This window comes from Mycobacterium sp. (assembly GCF_040509115.1).
Lineage (GTDB): Bacteria > Actinomycetota > Actinomycetes > Mycobacteriales > Mycobacteriaceae > Mycobacterium.
On record NZ_JBEVLO010000482.1, the window covers coordinates 1 to 13,255 of the forward strand.

Annotated in this window: 15 protein-coding genes; 5 read left to right on the forward strand and 10 right to left on the reverse strand. The window is 67.9% G+C overall.

The window, feature by feature from the left end:
* The first annotated feature begins 3 nt into the window (after window positions 1-3).
* Complete coding sequence (locus ABW137_RS32725) at window positions 4-207, forward strand: cold-shock protein (RefSeq protein WP_056548397.1); 204 nt, start codon at window positions 4-6, stop codon at window positions 205-207.
* Window positions 208-299: 92 nt separating this feature from the next.
* On the opposite strand, the gene ABW137_RS32730 is transcribed toward ABW137_RS32725, so the two are convergent.
* Both ABW137_RS32730 and ABW137_RS32735 read right to left on the reverse strand, forming a co-directional pair.
* Window positions 300-632, reverse strand: a complete 333-nt coding sequence (locus ABW137_RS32730; RefSeq protein WP_526406582.1) for a branched-chain amino acid transport AzlD family protein — start codon at window positions 630-632, stop codon at window positions 300-302.
* Complete coding sequence (locus ABW137_RS32735; RefSeq protein WP_526406584.1) at window positions 625-1,305, reverse strand: AzlC family ABC transporter permease; 681 nt, start codon at window positions 1,303-1,305, stop codon at window positions 625-627. Before ABW137_RS32735 ends, ABW137_RS32730 begins: the two co-directional genes overlap by 8 nt.
* A gap of 60 nt (window positions 1,306-1,365) precedes the next feature.
* On the opposite strand from ABW137_RS32735, the gene ABW137_RS32740 reads away from it, so the two are divergent.
* Window positions 1,366-1,713 carry a gamma-glutamylcyclotransferase family protein gene (locus ABW137_RS32740; RefSeq protein ID WP_526406585.1) on the forward strand — a complete coding sequence of 116 codons (348 nt, stop codon included), beginning with the start codon at window positions 1,366-1,368 and terminating at the stop codon, window positions 1,711-1,713.
* A gap of 37 nt (window positions 1,714-1,750) precedes the next feature.
* On the opposite strand, the gene ABW137_RS32745 is transcribed toward ABW137_RS32740, so the two are convergent.
* The 4 genes from ABW137_RS32745 to ABW137_RS32760 form a co-directional block, all read right to left on the reverse strand.
* On the reverse strand, window positions 1,751-2,209 hold the full coding sequence (locus ABW137_RS32745) for an Rv2576c family protein (RefSeq protein WP_526406587.1): 459 nt from the start codon (window positions 2,207-2,209) through the stop codon (window positions 1,751-1,753).
* A gap of 65 nt (window positions 2,210-2,274) precedes the next feature.
* Window positions 2,275-2,706 (reverse strand): D-aminoacyl-tRNA deacylase, encoded by a 432-nt coding sequence (dtd, locus tag ABW137_RS32750; protein ID WP_526406589.1) that lies wholly within the window; start codon window positions 2,704-2,706, stop codon window positions 2,275-2,277.
* A 145-nt stretch (window positions 2,707-2,851) separates the two neighbouring features.
* The gene (gene hisS / locus ABW137_RS32755) at window positions 2,852-4,111 is read right to left on the reverse strand and encodes a histidine--tRNA ligase (protein ID WP_526406591.1); all 1,260 of its coding nucleotides are present in this window, start codon (window positions 4,109-4,111) and stop codon (window positions 2,852-2,854) included.
* Window positions 4,108-4,806: an MBL fold metallo-hydrolase gene (locus tag ABW137_RS32760; RefSeq protein ID WP_526406593.1), complete on the reverse strand. Its 699-nt coding sequence runs from the start codon at window positions 4,804-4,806 to the stop codon at window positions 4,108-4,110. Before ABW137_RS32760 ends, hisS begins: the two co-directional genes overlap by 4 nt.
* Window positions 4,807-4,909: 103 nt before the next feature.
* Here ABW137_RS32760 and ABW137_RS32765 point away from each other — a divergent pair, with 103 nt between their 5' ends.
* Entirely contained in the window at window positions 4,910-5,797 is an 888-nt protein-coding gene (locus ABW137_RS32765; protein WP_526406654.1) for a peptidylprolyl isomerase, read from the forward strand.
* A 22-nt stretch (window positions 5,798-5,819) separates the two neighbouring features.
* Window positions 5,820-6,824 (forward strand): peptidylprolyl isomerase, encoded by a 1,005-nt coding sequence (locus ABW137_RS32770; RefSeq protein ID WP_526406595.1) that lies wholly within the window; start codon window positions 5,820-5,822, stop codon window positions 6,822-6,824.
* Here ABW137_RS32770 and ABW137_RS32775 read toward each other — a convergent pair whose 3' ends face one another.
* On the reverse strand, window positions 6,825-7,190 hold the full coding sequence (locus tag ABW137_RS32775) for an ArsR/SmtB family transcription factor (protein WP_526406597.1): 366 nt from the start codon (window positions 7,188-7,190) through the stop codon (window positions 6,825-6,827).
* 70 nt (window positions 7,191-7,260) lie between these two features.
* Here ABW137_RS32775 and ABW137_RS32780 point away from each other — a divergent pair, with 70 nt between their 5' ends.
* Complete coding sequence (locus tag ABW137_RS32780) at window positions 7,261-8,454, forward strand: MFS transporter (RefSeq protein WP_526406656.1); 1,194 nt, start codon at window positions 7,261-7,263, stop codon at window positions 8,452-8,454.
* 82 nt (window positions 8,455-8,536) lie between these two features.
* On the opposite strand, the gene ABW137_RS32785 is transcribed toward ABW137_RS32780, so the two are convergent.
* The 3 genes from ABW137_RS32785 to ABW137_RS32795 all read right to left on the reverse strand — a co-directional run bounded on the left by ABW137_RS32785 (window position 8,537) and on the right by ABW137_RS32795 (window position 13,253).
* Window positions 8,537-10,840, reverse strand: coding sequence for a RelA/SpoT family protein (locus tag ABW137_RS32785; RefSeq protein WP_526406657.1), 2,304 nt, complete (start codon window positions 10,838-10,840; stop codon window positions 8,537-8,539).
* A 182-nt stretch (window positions 10,841-11,022) separates the two neighbouring features.
* Window positions 11,023-11,604, reverse strand: a complete 582-nt coding sequence (locus ABW137_RS32790) for an adenine phosphoribosyltransferase (protein WP_526406598.1) — start codon at window positions 11,602-11,604, stop codon at window positions 11,023-11,025.
* The gene (locus tag ABW137_RS32795; RefSeq protein ID WP_526406600.1) at window positions 11,601-13,253 is read right to left on the reverse strand and encodes an ABC transporter substrate-binding protein; all 1,653 of its coding nucleotides are present in this window, start codon (window positions 13,251-13,253) and stop codon (window positions 11,601-11,603) included. Before ABW137_RS32795 ends, ABW137_RS32790 begins: the two co-directional genes overlap by 4 nt.
* Window positions 13,254-13,255 lie beyond the last annotated feature (2 nt).

Genomic DNA, 13,255 nt, shown 5'->3' on the forward strand with positions numbered 1-13,255 from the left:
AGTATGGCACAGGGAACTGTGAAATGGTTCAACAGCGAAAAGGGCTTCGGCTTTATCGCCCCCGACGACGGCTCCCCGGATGTCTTCGTCCACTACTCTGAGATCCAAGGCGGCGGCTACCGCTCGCTGGAAGAGGCTCAGCGAGTTCAGTTCGACGTCGGACAAGGTGCGAAGGGCCCCCAGGCCACCGGAGTTACCGCGATCTAAGAACTTCACGGATTATGGGCTGACAAGGGAAACCTTGTCAGCCCATAGTTCGTTTCGGGGCCCAATTCGGTTGGACCGCACGCGGTTTGCCGTCAGCCGGGCAGGATCAGCGAGACCGTCACGACGTTGACCATGGTCCCGCCCACGATCGACAGCAGCGCATTGCGGCGCCAGAGGTGCAGTCCGACGGTGACCACCAGCGCCGCGGCCAACGCCCAGCCGTGACGCCCGTCGACGTGGGGGGCGTCCCGCAAGGTGTACACGGCCAAGATGATCATGATGCCGACGGGCATGTGCACGCTCAGGTAGCGCACCACGACCGACCGCCGCATCGGAGCCAGCACGGCGAACGGGAATGCGCGCAGCGCCCACGTGATCACCGCACTGACCGCCACCATTGCCGCGGTGTGCCACGGCTCAGTCACGGGCCTCCCGTCGGCGGTCGATGACGAACCGGCCCAGCAGCATTGCGGTGTACGCGGCGAACGCCCACACCAACATTTGATCCGTTACCGCCAACGCCGCCACCACGGCGCAGACTCCCGAGCCTCCCGCCAGGAGCCGGTCGGGTCGAGCGCGGTAGGCGTCGATGGCCAAGACCACGAACAACGCGGTCAGCGCAAAGTCCAAACCCTGCACCCGCTCGATGGGCACTGCGGTGCCGATGAGCGCGCCGACCGTCGCACCCGAGACCCAGGCAATCTGAAAGATGAACTGCATCAACAGAATCGACCGCGACGTCCAACGCAGCGGATCGGTTGCCGTGACGGCGTAGGCCTCATCGGTCAACGCATAAGTGCTGTAGACCTTGGCGAGCCTGCCGTCGACCCTGTCCAACGGAAACGACAACGCGTAGAAGACGTGGCGCAGGTTCACGATGAGCGTGGTCGCGGCGACCTGCGCCAACGGAGTCGCGGCGACGGCGAGACCGACGAGGAGGAACTCCAGCGAGCCCGCGTACACGACCGCCGTGAACACCGTCGCCCACCACCACGCCAGACCGGCGTGGACGACGACCAGCCCGAAGGCCAGACCCAGCGAGAAGAGCCCCAGCCCGACCGGCACGACGACCGCAGGCACCCGACTCCGTCGTTCCACGACGAGTCAGCGTAGATGCCCGCGTGGCGGACCCGGTCATCCGGCGGTTTACTAAACGCCGTGACCACCGAACTGCTGTTCTCCTACGGCACCCTGCGTCAGCGAGAGGTCCAACTGACCACCTTCGGCCGAGAGCTCCGCGGCGAAGACGACGCGATCGTCGGCTACGAGCTGGACTGGGTCGCCATCACGGACCTGCACGTGGTCGCGACGAGCGGCACCGACAGTCACCCGATCCTCAAGCGGTCCGGAAGCTTAGACGGGGCCGTCGAGGGCACGGTGTTCGAGATCAGTGCCGAAGAGCTGGCCGCTGCCGACGAGTACGAAGTCGACGATTACGCCCGCGTCAAGGTGCCACTGCGGTCGGGGCGTTCGGCGTGGGTCTACGTGTGGGCAGCGAGCCGCTAGCGCTCGGTCACCGGCTCAGTCACCGGCACCGGCTCACTCACCACTGACCGAGCTGGCACCACGGGCTGTAGGGGTTGTCCTGTTGCACGGCGATCTGACCGTCGACGGTGATCTCGCAGTGCGCCCCTGGCGGGCCGGACGTGCCGCGCGTGGTGCTGCTGACGGTCAGGATTGCCCACTGCGGATCGGCGAGCGTCGTCTCGAAGGTCCACGGCGCGCCCGGCGCCAGATTCACCCGGTCGCGCTTCGCGTATGCATACGCGTCGGCGTTGTAGGCGGCCTTGTCCGCAGGCTGCGCCGTTAGGTAGAACAGCTCGAAGTCATACGGCGCGTTGGTGGTGACCGTGTACACGACCTTGTGTCCGTTGGCAGGCGCGGGATCGGGCTCCGCGTTGGCCACCCCGACTGACAAGGCAGTGTGGCCGACCACGCTTGCGGCCGCCAGCATCGATGCCACTCCGAGGGTTGCCCCGATCTTCTTCGTAGGTGTTCGCATGAAGGTCACATCGTCGGACGCTACCCGATCGTTACCCTTCTCCCCACCGTCACGGTCGGTGGCCGTCAGAGCTCCAGCAGGACCGTCACCGGGCCGTCGTTGACGAGTTCGACGGCCATGTCGGCGCCGAACACGCCCGTCTGCACGTGCGCCCCGAGCGCGCGCAACGCCTCGGCGAACGCCGTCACCAACGGCTCGGCCACGTCGCGCGGTGCGGCCGCATTCCATGACGGCCTTCGACCCTTTGCGGTGTTGGCGTACAGCGTGAACTGGCTGACCACCAGCACCGGTGCGGCGACGTCCGACGCCGACCGTTCACCGTCGAGAATGCGTAACTGCCAAAGCTTTTCGGCCAGCCTTGCCGCGATCGCCGTGTCGTCGGTGTGCGTGACGCCGACCAGTGCCAACAGTCCCTGACCGGTCGGTGTGATGGCCCCGACGACGTCACCCGCAACCACGACACGCGCGGAGGACACCCGCTGCACCAGAATTCGCACGATCCTCGATGTTGCCACGCGGCCCGTCGGCGATGGCCGGCTCCCTGTGTGACCGCCTCCGCGCAACCGAGGATCTCACCGAAGTCGGCGGTCTCGCGGTGTTGGCGCTGCTGCACCAGGTGAGCTTCGAAACGATGGACGCGGGTCAACCCAGGCGAGCGAGCACCTCGGCCACCACCGCGTCGGCACCCACGTCGGCCTGCTCCCCCGTCGCCAGCTCCTTGATGCCGACGGTCCCGGCCTCGATGTCACGGTCGCCGACCACCAGCGCGATGCGGGCCCCCGACCGGTCGGCCGCACGCATCGCGCCCTTCAGCCCGCGGTCACCGTAGGCGAGGTCGACGCGCACGCCGTTGGCTCGCAGCGCACCCGCCACCGTCACCAGCGCCAGCTTCGCCGCCTCGCCCATGGGCACGCAGTACACGTCGACGCGGGCGGTCTCGCCGACCGTCCTGCCCTCGGCTTCGAGCGCCAGCATCGTCCGGTCCACGCCGAGACCGAACCCGATGCCCGACAGATCCTGGCCACCGAGCTGCTTCATCAGCCCGTCGTAGCGGCCGCCGCCGCCGATCCCGGATTGCGCGCCGAGCCCGTCGTGGACGAACTCGAACGTCGTCTTGGTGTAGTAGTCCAGACCGCGCACCATCCTGGGATTGATGACGTACGGCACGCCCAGCGCATCGAGGTTGGCAAGCACGGTGTCGAAGTGGTGCTTGGCAACGTCGGAGAGGTGGTCGAGCATCAGGGGCGCGGCTGCCGTCATCTCACGCACGTGCGGTCGCTTGTCGTCGAGCACCCGAAGCGGGTTCAACCGAGCGCGTCGCTGTGTTTCCTCGTCCAGGTCGAGCTTGAACAGGAATTCCTGCAACAACTCCCGGTACTGCGGGCGGCACGTGTCATCGCCCAGCGAGGTGACTTCGAGCCGGAATCCCTCGAGACCGAGGGACCGGAACCCGGCGTCGGCGATCGCGATCACCTCGGCGTCCAGCGCGGGGTCGTCAATGCCGATCGCCTCGACGCCAACCTGCTGCAGCTGGCGGTACCGCCCCGCCTGCGGCCGCTCGTACCGGAAGAATGGGCCCGAATACCGCAGCTTGACGGGAAGCTGGCCGCGGTCGAGACCATGTTCGATGACGGCCCGCATCACGCCTGCGGTGCCTTCCGGTCGCAACGTGACCGAGCGCTCGCCCCGGTCGGCGAACGTGTACATCTCCTTGCTGACGACGTCGGTCGACTCGCCGACACCACGCGCGAACAGCGCCGTGTCCTCGAAGATCGGCAGTTCGACGTGGCCGTAGCCAGCCCGTCGGGCAGCCTCCAGCAAGCCATCGCGGACCGCGACGAACGCGGCGGAGTCCGGCGGCAGGTAATCCGGGACGCCCTTGGGCGCCTGAAAGTCACTCACGTAGACAAGCCTTCGAGGAACGGGTTGGTGCGACGCTCGGCGCCGATGGTGGACTTGGGGCCGTGCCCCGGTAGTACCACGGTGTCGTCGTCGAGCACCAACAGTTTTGACACGATCGAGGTCAGTAGGTCTCGCCCGCTGCCGCCCCACAGGTCGGTGCGGCCGATCGACTGCTTGAACAGGGTGTCGCCGGTGAAGGCCAGATCGGACGCTCCTCCGTACGACATTCCGTCGCTTCGCTCCACCCCGCCCGCCACCCGGAACGTCACCGAGCCCCGCGTGTGGCCGGGCGTGTGGTCGACGGTGACGCTGAACCCGGCCAGGTCGACCTTGTCGCCGTCGCGGTCCAGCTCCACGACCTGGCGCGGTTCGCGGAACATCGTCGACAACGCCAGCTGCGCGAGCCGCGGCCCGAAACCCTTGATCGGGTCGGTCAGCATGGTCCGGTCCTCGGGGTGAATGTAGGCCGGGCAGCCGAATGTGTCGGCCACCTTCTGCGCCGACCAGATGTGGTCGATGTGACCGTGGGTGAGCAGCACCGCCGCCGGGGTCAGCCGATTGTCGTCGAGAATCTTGCGCAGCGGCCCCATCGCCCTCTGGCCAGGGTCGACGACGAGACAGTCGGCTCCAGGGCCCGGCGCGAGCACATAGCAGTTGCACTGCAGCACGCCCGCCGGAAACCCCGTGATGAACACGTCGACCAGTTTCCCATCCGTCTTTGACGTGGGTCGCAGCGCCTACGCTCAGCGAATGCTGGCACACTCGGTGCCGATCGACCACATCGAGGAGGAGTACGCGGTGCCGACCAACGAACAGCGGCGGGCGACGGCCAAGCGCAAACTGGAGCGTCAGCTGGAACGTCGGGCCGCCCAGGCCCACCGGCGTCGGCTCCTCACGATCATCGGATCCGTCGTCGGGGTGCTGGTGCTCATCGGTGCGGGCGTTGGCCTCGTGTACTACACCGGCAAGGACTCCTCCGCCTCGAACGCGTCGGCCGACACCCCCACGTCGACCCCGGGCTCGGACACGCCGACGCCGGCGGCGGGCGCGCCGCTGCCGCCGTTCGTGGCGCCCGCCGACCTGGGTGCGAACTGCCAGTACCCGGCTGCCGAGGCGGCCGCCAAGGCGAACACGCCGCCGCGCACCGGCAAGGTGCCGACGGACCCCCCCGAGGTCAGCGCCAGCATGACCACCAACGAGGGCAACATCGGCCTTCAGCTCGACAATGCCAAGGCGCCATGCACCGTCAACAGCTTCGCCAGTCTTGCCAACCAGGGGTACTTCAACGACACCTCCTGCCACCGCCTCACCACGACGCCGGGCCTGTCGGTGCTGCAGTGTGGCGACCCGAAGGGTGACGGCATGGGCGGCCCCGGCTACCAGTTCGCCAACGAATACCCCACCGACCAGTTCCGGCCCGACGATCCAGCACTCCAGCAGCCGGTGACCTATCCGCGGGGCACCCTGGCGATGGCCAATGCCGGACCCGGCACCAACGGCAGCCAGTTCTTCCTGGTCTACAAGGATTCGCAGCTGCCCCCCGGGTACACGGTCTTCGGGACGATCGACGAGACCGGCCTTGCGACGCTCGACAAGATCGCCGCGGCGGGAGTCGATCCGGCGACCGGCGCCGGTGACGGCAAGCCGAAACTGCCGGTCCAGATCAAGTCGCTCCAGCTCGACTGACGCCGACCCGGCCGTCCCAGCCGTGACCAACCCGCCGCCCCATGGCGCGATACCACCCGAACCTGCCCCGTACGGCGTGCCGGGTGCCTACGGTTACGCACCGCCCCGCAGGACCAACGGAATGGCGATCGCGTCTCTGGTCTGCGCGTTCCTGTTCTTCCCACTGGGCATCGTGTTCGGGCACGTTTCGCTGTCCCAGCTCAAGCGCAGCGGCGAGGAGGGCCGCGGGCTGGCCATCGCTGGCCTGGTGGTCAGCTACGTGATGGCGGTGCTGACTATCGTCGCGATCGTCGCCACCTTCGTGTTCGCCGCATTTCTCGTGCGCGTCGCCGACGACGGGAACTTCGGGTCCTCGTTCACCTCCGGGCTGAACGCCCCGCCACCGACCGGGGACCCGCTGCCGCCGTTCAAGGCGCCTGCCAACCTCGGCGGCAACTGCCAGTACCCGAACACGACGGAGGCGGCCAGCCGACCCGTACGGCCGCCGCGCACCGGAGCCGTCCCCACCGAGCCCGCCACGGTCGATGCCACGATCGTGACGAACGACGGCGCCGTCGGCCTGCAACTGGACAACGGGAAGTCACCGTGCACGGTGAACAACTTCGCCAGCCTCGCCCAGCAGGGCTTCTTCGACGGGACGACATGCCACCGACTGACGACGTCGGCCTCGCTTGGGGTCCTGCAGTGCGGTGACCCGACGGGAACCGGAATGGGCGGGCCCGGCTACCGCTTTCCGAACGAATACCCGACCAACCAGTTCCGCCTGGCGGATCCGGCCAAGGAAACCCCGGTCGTGTATCCGCGGGGCACGCTCGCCATGGCGAATGCCGGGCCGGGCACCAACGGCAGCCAGTTCTTCCTTGTCTACGCCGATTCGCACCTGCCGCCGACCTACACCGTGTTCGGCACCATCGACGAGGTGGGGCTGGGCGTCATCGACCGCATTGCGGCCGGCGGCGTCAAGGGCGGCGTCGAGGACGGTCCGCCCGCCACGGACGTGACGATCGAATCGGTCCGGCTCGATTGACTAGCCGGCGGCCTCCCGGTTCGCGGTGGTCACGATCGACGTCAATAGTCCTGGGGCTGCCTCGTCGACGGCCCTCGTTCGCAGCAGCTGATGGGTGTGCCCGTCGATCACCAGCCGCTCTGTGAGACCCGCTTCCCGCAGGATCTTGAAGTGGTGGGTCGCCGTGGACTTGTTGATGCCGTCGTAGAGCAGTGCGCACGGCACGGAGTCGGCGGCGTTCATCAGACGACGAACCATCTCGAGGCGCACGGGGTCGGCGAGCGCGACGAGCAGTTGCTGCACGCTTGCCACGGAGTTTCCGTGGCCATCGGGGAGCTCGCCCGGCGGCACCGTTGTGTGCTCGCTCACCGCAGGTTTGACGTTCATCGAACCGAGCGTACTCTCGCTGGAGTTCGATGTTCGTCAAACCTGCTTGCCGAGGGAGGACTACGTGGCTGTGGTCGCGGTCGACCGTTTCACCGGGGAGACCCAGCGCGGGGCCTACTCACTGCTACTCGTCCTCAGCGGCGTCGCCCTCGGAGTATCGGGGCTGCCCGCGCCGCTCTACGGCATGTACGAGGAACAGTGGCACCTGTCCCCTCTGGCCACCACGATCGTGTTCGCCGTCTACGCCGTCGCGGCGCTCGGTGCCGTCCTGGTGTCCGGTCGCATCTCCGACGTCGTCGGCCGCAAGCCGGTGCTGCTCGGCGCGCTGGTCGCGATGATCGTCGGACTCGGCGTGTTCCTCGTCGCCGACAACATGGCCATGCTGATGCTCGCCCGCGTGATCCACGGCGCCGCGGTTGGCTCGATCGTCGTCGCAGGCTCTGCCGCCCTGTTGGACCTACGGCCCGACCACGGCGTCCGGTCCGGCCAACTCAGCGGCGTCAGCTTCAACATCGGCATGACGGTCGCCCTCGTCGGCTCGGCGCTATTGGCTCAGTACGCCCCCCATCCGATGCGCACGCCGTATGCGATCGTCGCCATCATCTGCGCAGTGCTCGGCGTGGGCGTCATCGCCCTGCGCGAACCCCACACCACCCGCACGCACGGCCGCATCCGGATCGCCAAACCCGCTGTGCCACAGGAGATTCGTGGCGACTTCTGGTTCGCAGCGATCGGCGCCATGGCGTCGTGGTCGGTGCTCGGCGTACTGCTGTCGCTGTACCCGTCACTGGCCGCGCAGCAGACGCACGTGCACAACCTCGTGTTCGGCGGCGCCGTCGTGGGAACCACGGCGTTCGCGGCCGCGATGGCCCAGCTCTTCTCGACCCGCCTGCCCGCCCGAGTGTCGGCGATCGCCGGTGACGCGGGGATGGCCGTCGCGCTGATCCTCACCATCCCGGTGTTGGCGACGCACAACTGGCCCCTGGTGTTGGTGGCAGCCGCGGTGCTCGGGGCGTCGTTCGGCCTCGGCTTCGGCGGCTCGCTGCGACACCTGTCGCACGTCGTTCCGTCGAACCGGCGCGGTGAGACCATGTCCGCCTTCTACCTGGTCGCCTACACCGCGATGGCGGTACCTACGCTGCTCGCAGGCTGGGCCGCGACGGAATGGCCGCTCGGCGCGGTGTTTCCGTGGTTCGCCTGCGCGGTGGCCGTCGCGTGCCTGGCCGCCGCCGGAATCGGCGCCGTCACGACGCGCGGCCGCTAGCACCCCAACGGCCGCCGAGCGTGGACTTCGTCTACGCCGCGGGTCGAATCGCGTGCCAGAAGTCCACGGTCGGCGGGGACGGTCAAGCCGCGGACGTCACCCGGTAGACGTCGTAGACGCCCTCGACGTTGCGCACCACGTTCAGCACGTGACCGAGGTGCTTGGGATCGCCCATCTCGAAGGTGAACCGGCTGATCGCCACGCGGTCGTTGGACGTCGCCACCGACGCCGACAGGATGTTCACCTTCTCGTCGGCCAGCACCCGCGTGACATCCGACAGCAGCCGGTGCCTGTCGAGCGCCTCGACCTGAATGGCCACCAGGAACACCGACGACGGAGACGGCGCCCACTTCACGTCGATGATGCGCTCCGACTGTTCTTGCAGCGACGTCGCATTCGTGCAATCGGTGCGATGCACACTGACACCGCCCCCACGCGTGACGAAGCCCATGATGTTGTCGCCGGGCACCGGGGTGCAGCACTTCGCGAGCTTGGTCAACACGCCGGGAGCGCCAGGTACCGCCACGCCGACGTCGTCGCTGGTGCGCTGCCGCACCGGCATCGTGGCAGGCGTCGACCGCTCGGCGATCTCGTTCTCGGCCTCGTCGTCCCCGCCGAGCTGAGCCAGCAGCCGCTGCACCACGTGGCGGGCGGAAACGTGTCCCTCACCGACCGCGGTGTAGAGGGACGACACGTCGACGTAGCGCAGCTCACGCGCCAGCGCCGCCATGGACTCGCCATTCATCAAGCGCTGCAACGGAAGACCACCACGGCGCACCTCACGGGCAATCGAATCCTTGCCCGACTCGAGCGCCTCCTCACGCCGTTCCTTCGCGAACCACTGCCGGATCTTCGCCTTCGCCCGCGGCGACACGACGAACGACTGCCAGTCCCGCGACGGGCCCGCGTTGAGCGCCTTCGAGGTGAAGACCTCGACCACTTCGCCATTCTCGAGCTTGCGCTCCAACGCGACCAGCCTGCCGTTGACCCGCGCACCGATGCATCGGTGGCCGACCTCGGTGTGCACGGCGTAGGCGAAGTCCACCGGCGTCGAACCCGTTGGCAGCGTGATGACGTCACCCTTGGGCGTGAAGACGAAGATCTCCTGCACGGCGAGGTCGTAGCGCAGCGACTCCAGGAACTCGCCCGGGTCCGCAGCTTCCCGCTGCCAGTCGAGCAGCTGACGCATCCACGCCATGTCGTCGAGCTCGGCGGCCGCGTTGTTGGCGGGAATCCCGTTGCGGCCCTTGGCTTCCTTGTACCGCCAGTGCGCCGCGATGCCGTACTCGGCCGTGCGGTGCATGTCGCGGGTGCGGATCTGCACCTCCAGCGGCTTGCCCTCCGGCCCGACGACGGTGGTGTGCAGCGACTGGTAGACGCCGTACCGCGGCTGGGCGATGTAGTCCTTGAACCGGCCCGCCATGGGCTGCCACAGCGAGTGCACCGCCCCGACCGCGGCGTAGCAGTCGCGGATCTCGTCGCACAGGATTCGCACGCCGACAAGATCGTGGATCTCGTCGAAGTCGCGGCCCTTCACGATCATCTTCTGATAGATCGACCAGTAGTGCTTGGGCCTGCCCTCGACGGTGGCGTTGATCTTCGACGCGGTCACGGTGTTGACGATCTCCGCGCGCACCTTCGCGAGGTAGGTGTCGCGTGACGGCGCCCGGTCGGCCACCAGTCGGACGATCTCTTCGTACTTCTTGGGGTGCAGGATCGCGAACGAGAGGTCTTCGAGCTCCCACTTGACCGTCGCCATGCCGAGCCGGTGAGCAAGGGGCGCAATGACTTCCAGCGTCTCGCGGGCCTTGCGGGCCTGCTTCTCCGGCGGCAGGAACCGCATGGTCCGCATGTTGTGCAGCCGGTCGGCGACCTTGATCACCAGAACCCGCGGATCCCGCGCCATCGCGATGATCATCTTGCGGATGGTCTCGCCCTCGGCGGCGTTGCCCAGCACCACCTTGTCGAGCTTGGTCACGCCGTCGACGAGATGACCGACCTCGACGCCGAAGTCGACCGTAAGAGCGTCCAGTGTGTAGCCGGTGTCCTCCACCGTGTCATGGAGCAGCGCCGCCACCAGCGTGGTGGTGTCCATGCCCAGCTCGGCCAGGATGTTGGCCACCGCCAGCGGATGGGTGATGTAGGGATCGCCCGAGCGGCGCAGCTGATCGGCATGCCGCTGCTCGGCGACCTCGTAGGCGCGTTGCAGGAGCGCCAAATCGGCTTTCGGGTATACCTCGCGGTGCACGGCCACCAGCGGCTCGAGCACCGGGTTGACGGCACTGCGCTGCGACGTCATCCGGCGGGCGAGCCGAGCGCGGACCCGCCGTGACGCGCTCGAGGTCTTGGTCGCCTCGGGCGTCGGGTCCGGAGTGATGATCGGCATCGGCTGCGTCTGCGTCAACGCCGGATCGTCCACCGCCATGCTCACCTCCTGACCAAAGCCGGGCTCCTAACCGAGGATATCCCTGCTAGCCCATCTGTTCTTCGCGCAAGCGCTCATACCCAGCCATCTGTTCTTCGCGCAAGCGCTCATGCCCAGTCATCTGTTCTTCGCGCAAGCGCTCATCACACCACGTACAGGCTCGTCACCGGCAAGTCCGGTAACCGCGCCCGGCCGTTGAGGGCGGACAGCTCCAACACCACCGCGGCCGCCGTCACCGTGGCTGCGCCGGTGCGGAGCAGTTCGATGGCCGCCGCCAACGTCCCACCGGTGGCCAGTACGTCGTCGATGACTACAACGCGAAGACCGGCGAGTTCGATGCCGTCGGCGGGAATCTCCAGCGTTGCGGAGCCGTATTCGAGGTCATACGTCACGCCGTGCACCCGGGGCGGCAGCTTGCCGCCCTTGCGAACGGCGAGCACGCCCTTGCCGAGCCGCGTCGCCACGGCAGCGCCCAGCAGGAACCCACGCGCGTCGATCCCGGCGATCAGGTCGGCGTCTTCGGCTACGGCGGCCAGCGCGTCGGTGACGACGGCCAGGCCCGCGGCATCGGCGAGCACCGGGGTGAGGTCCTTGAACTGGATGCCCGGCTCGGGGAAGTCAGGTACCTCGCGCATCAGCGACGCGATCACGGCGGTGACGTCCGTCGACGTTTCAGACCGACCCCGATCGCTTCGGTCCGCCCCACCGGAAGCGGACTCACTCACGACGTCAGTTCCCAACGGTCCATGTTCCATCCCGCGCCCCATCGGGTCGGATTGCTGCTCACAGCCGTCATCTTCGTCGATGTCAGCAAGGTTCGCTGCTGGCGGTACAGCGGAAGTGTTGGCATGTCGTCCCACAGTACTGGGGCGCCCTCGCCCAGCAGTCTGGCGAGCTCCTTTGGATCGGCGGACACCGCAAGCGCGCTGATGACGCCGTCGATGCGCTCGTTGGTGTACCCGGAGAGGTTGTTGCCGTTCCCGGTGAACAGGTCGTAGGCGTCCACGGCAGACGAGCCGCTCGAACCACTCCCGGTTGCGCCACCCGTACTGGCGATGAGGACGTCGATCTCGTTGTCCCGCAACGACAGTGGGCCCACCGTCTCCGATGCGGCGTCCTCAACCGTGATGCCCGCCGCCTCACACGACCGGGCGATGGTGCCCACGGTGGCGGCAAGTCTGGCATTCGGACTCTGGTAGCCGATGCGAACGGTCAACGGTCTCCCGGCGATGGCGTCGCGGGCCGCGATCGGGTTCGCCGCGCTGAACTGGCCGCCCTCGGCAGCGCTCTCGGCCGCCGTGATCGAATCCTCTGCGGCGGCGTTGAGCCGACTGTTGGCGAGCGGCACCTCCGCGTTCTGCGCGATCTGGTCGCGCGGCGTGCACAGGGCCACCGCCCGCCGCGCCGCCGGATCGGCCAGCGGACCCTGCGGGGCGAAGATCAGTTGCTCGATGCCTGCCGAGGCGCTGTCGGACCGGGTGTAACCGTCGGGCAGATTCAGGGTGCCCGACGAGCCTGCGGCGATGTCGACGACGTCGTAGTCCCCCTCGTTCACGCGGTCCTGGATGTCGGCGCCGCGCGGCCAGACGGTGATCTTCTGCGTCAGGGGCTTGGCGCCCCACCACTTGTCGTTCGCCACTAGCTCGACGGCGCCGGCGTCGGACACCGAACTCAACTTGTACGGCCCCGACGACGGGAAGCGCTTCACGTCGAGGTCGGGCTTGAGGTCCCACGTGGTGTTCCACAGCTCCGCGATGCGCGCGATCGTCGGCAGGTCGGCTGATTGCACGGCGTTCGTCACCCCCGCATCGCCCTCTCCGAGTTCGTCGGCGATCACGTGCGACGGCATCATCGCCGTCGCCGCGAACAACTGCCCGAAGTCGACGAAGGCTCGGTCCTGGGCGAACGAGACGCGGGCCTTCTTCTGCCCTGGGGTGCAGTCGACGGCGGCGACGTCGATGTAGCCCGCCCGGGTGGCCGCGTCGAAACCGGGGAATCGGCCCGACTGCGCGGCCCAGGCGAGCACCATGTCATCGCACGTGACGGGCTTGCCGTCCGAGTACACGGCGTTGTCGCTGATCTGGTAGTCGAGCACCAGCGGAGCACGACCGACCACCGCCACCGTGCCGAAGTCCCGATCTCCGACGACTTGGCCTTCGGGACCGTGATAGTTGAAACCCGTCAGCACGCGGGCGAAGGCCTGCGGTCCACCCGACGCCGCGCCCGCCACCGTGTTGGTGTTGTAGGTGACGAGCGTCCCGTCGACGGCGTAGTGGATCTCGTCGGCCGAACTTCCGCACCCGGACAGGCTCAATGCGCCGACCAGAGAAACCGTCGCCGCCACGATCGCGGCCCGCCTGGATCGGGCAGTCATTC

Excerpts from the sequence above, each read along its gene's own strand:
- ABW137_RS32785 (WP_526406657.1), bottom strand. The coding sequence starts at position 10,840 with ATGCCGATCATCACTCCGGACCCGACGCCCGAGGCGACCAAGACCTCG.
- ABW137_RS32725 (WP_056548397.1), top strand. The coding sequence starts at position 4 with ATGGCACAGGGAACTGTGAAATGGTTCAACAGCGAAAAGGGCTTCGGC.
- ABW137_RS32745 (WP_526406587.1), bottom strand. The coding sequence starts at position 2,209 with ATGCGAACACCTACGAAGAAGATCGGGGCAACCCTCGGAGTGGCATCG.
- ABW137_RS32775 (WP_526406597.1), bottom strand. The coding sequence starts at position 7,190 with ATGAACGTCAAACCTGCGGTGAGCGAGCACACAACGGTGCCGCCGGGC.
- ABW137_RS32795 (WP_526406600.1), bottom strand. The coding sequence starts at position 13,253 with ATGACTGCCCGATCCAGGCGGGCCGCGATCGTGGCGGCGACGGTTTCT.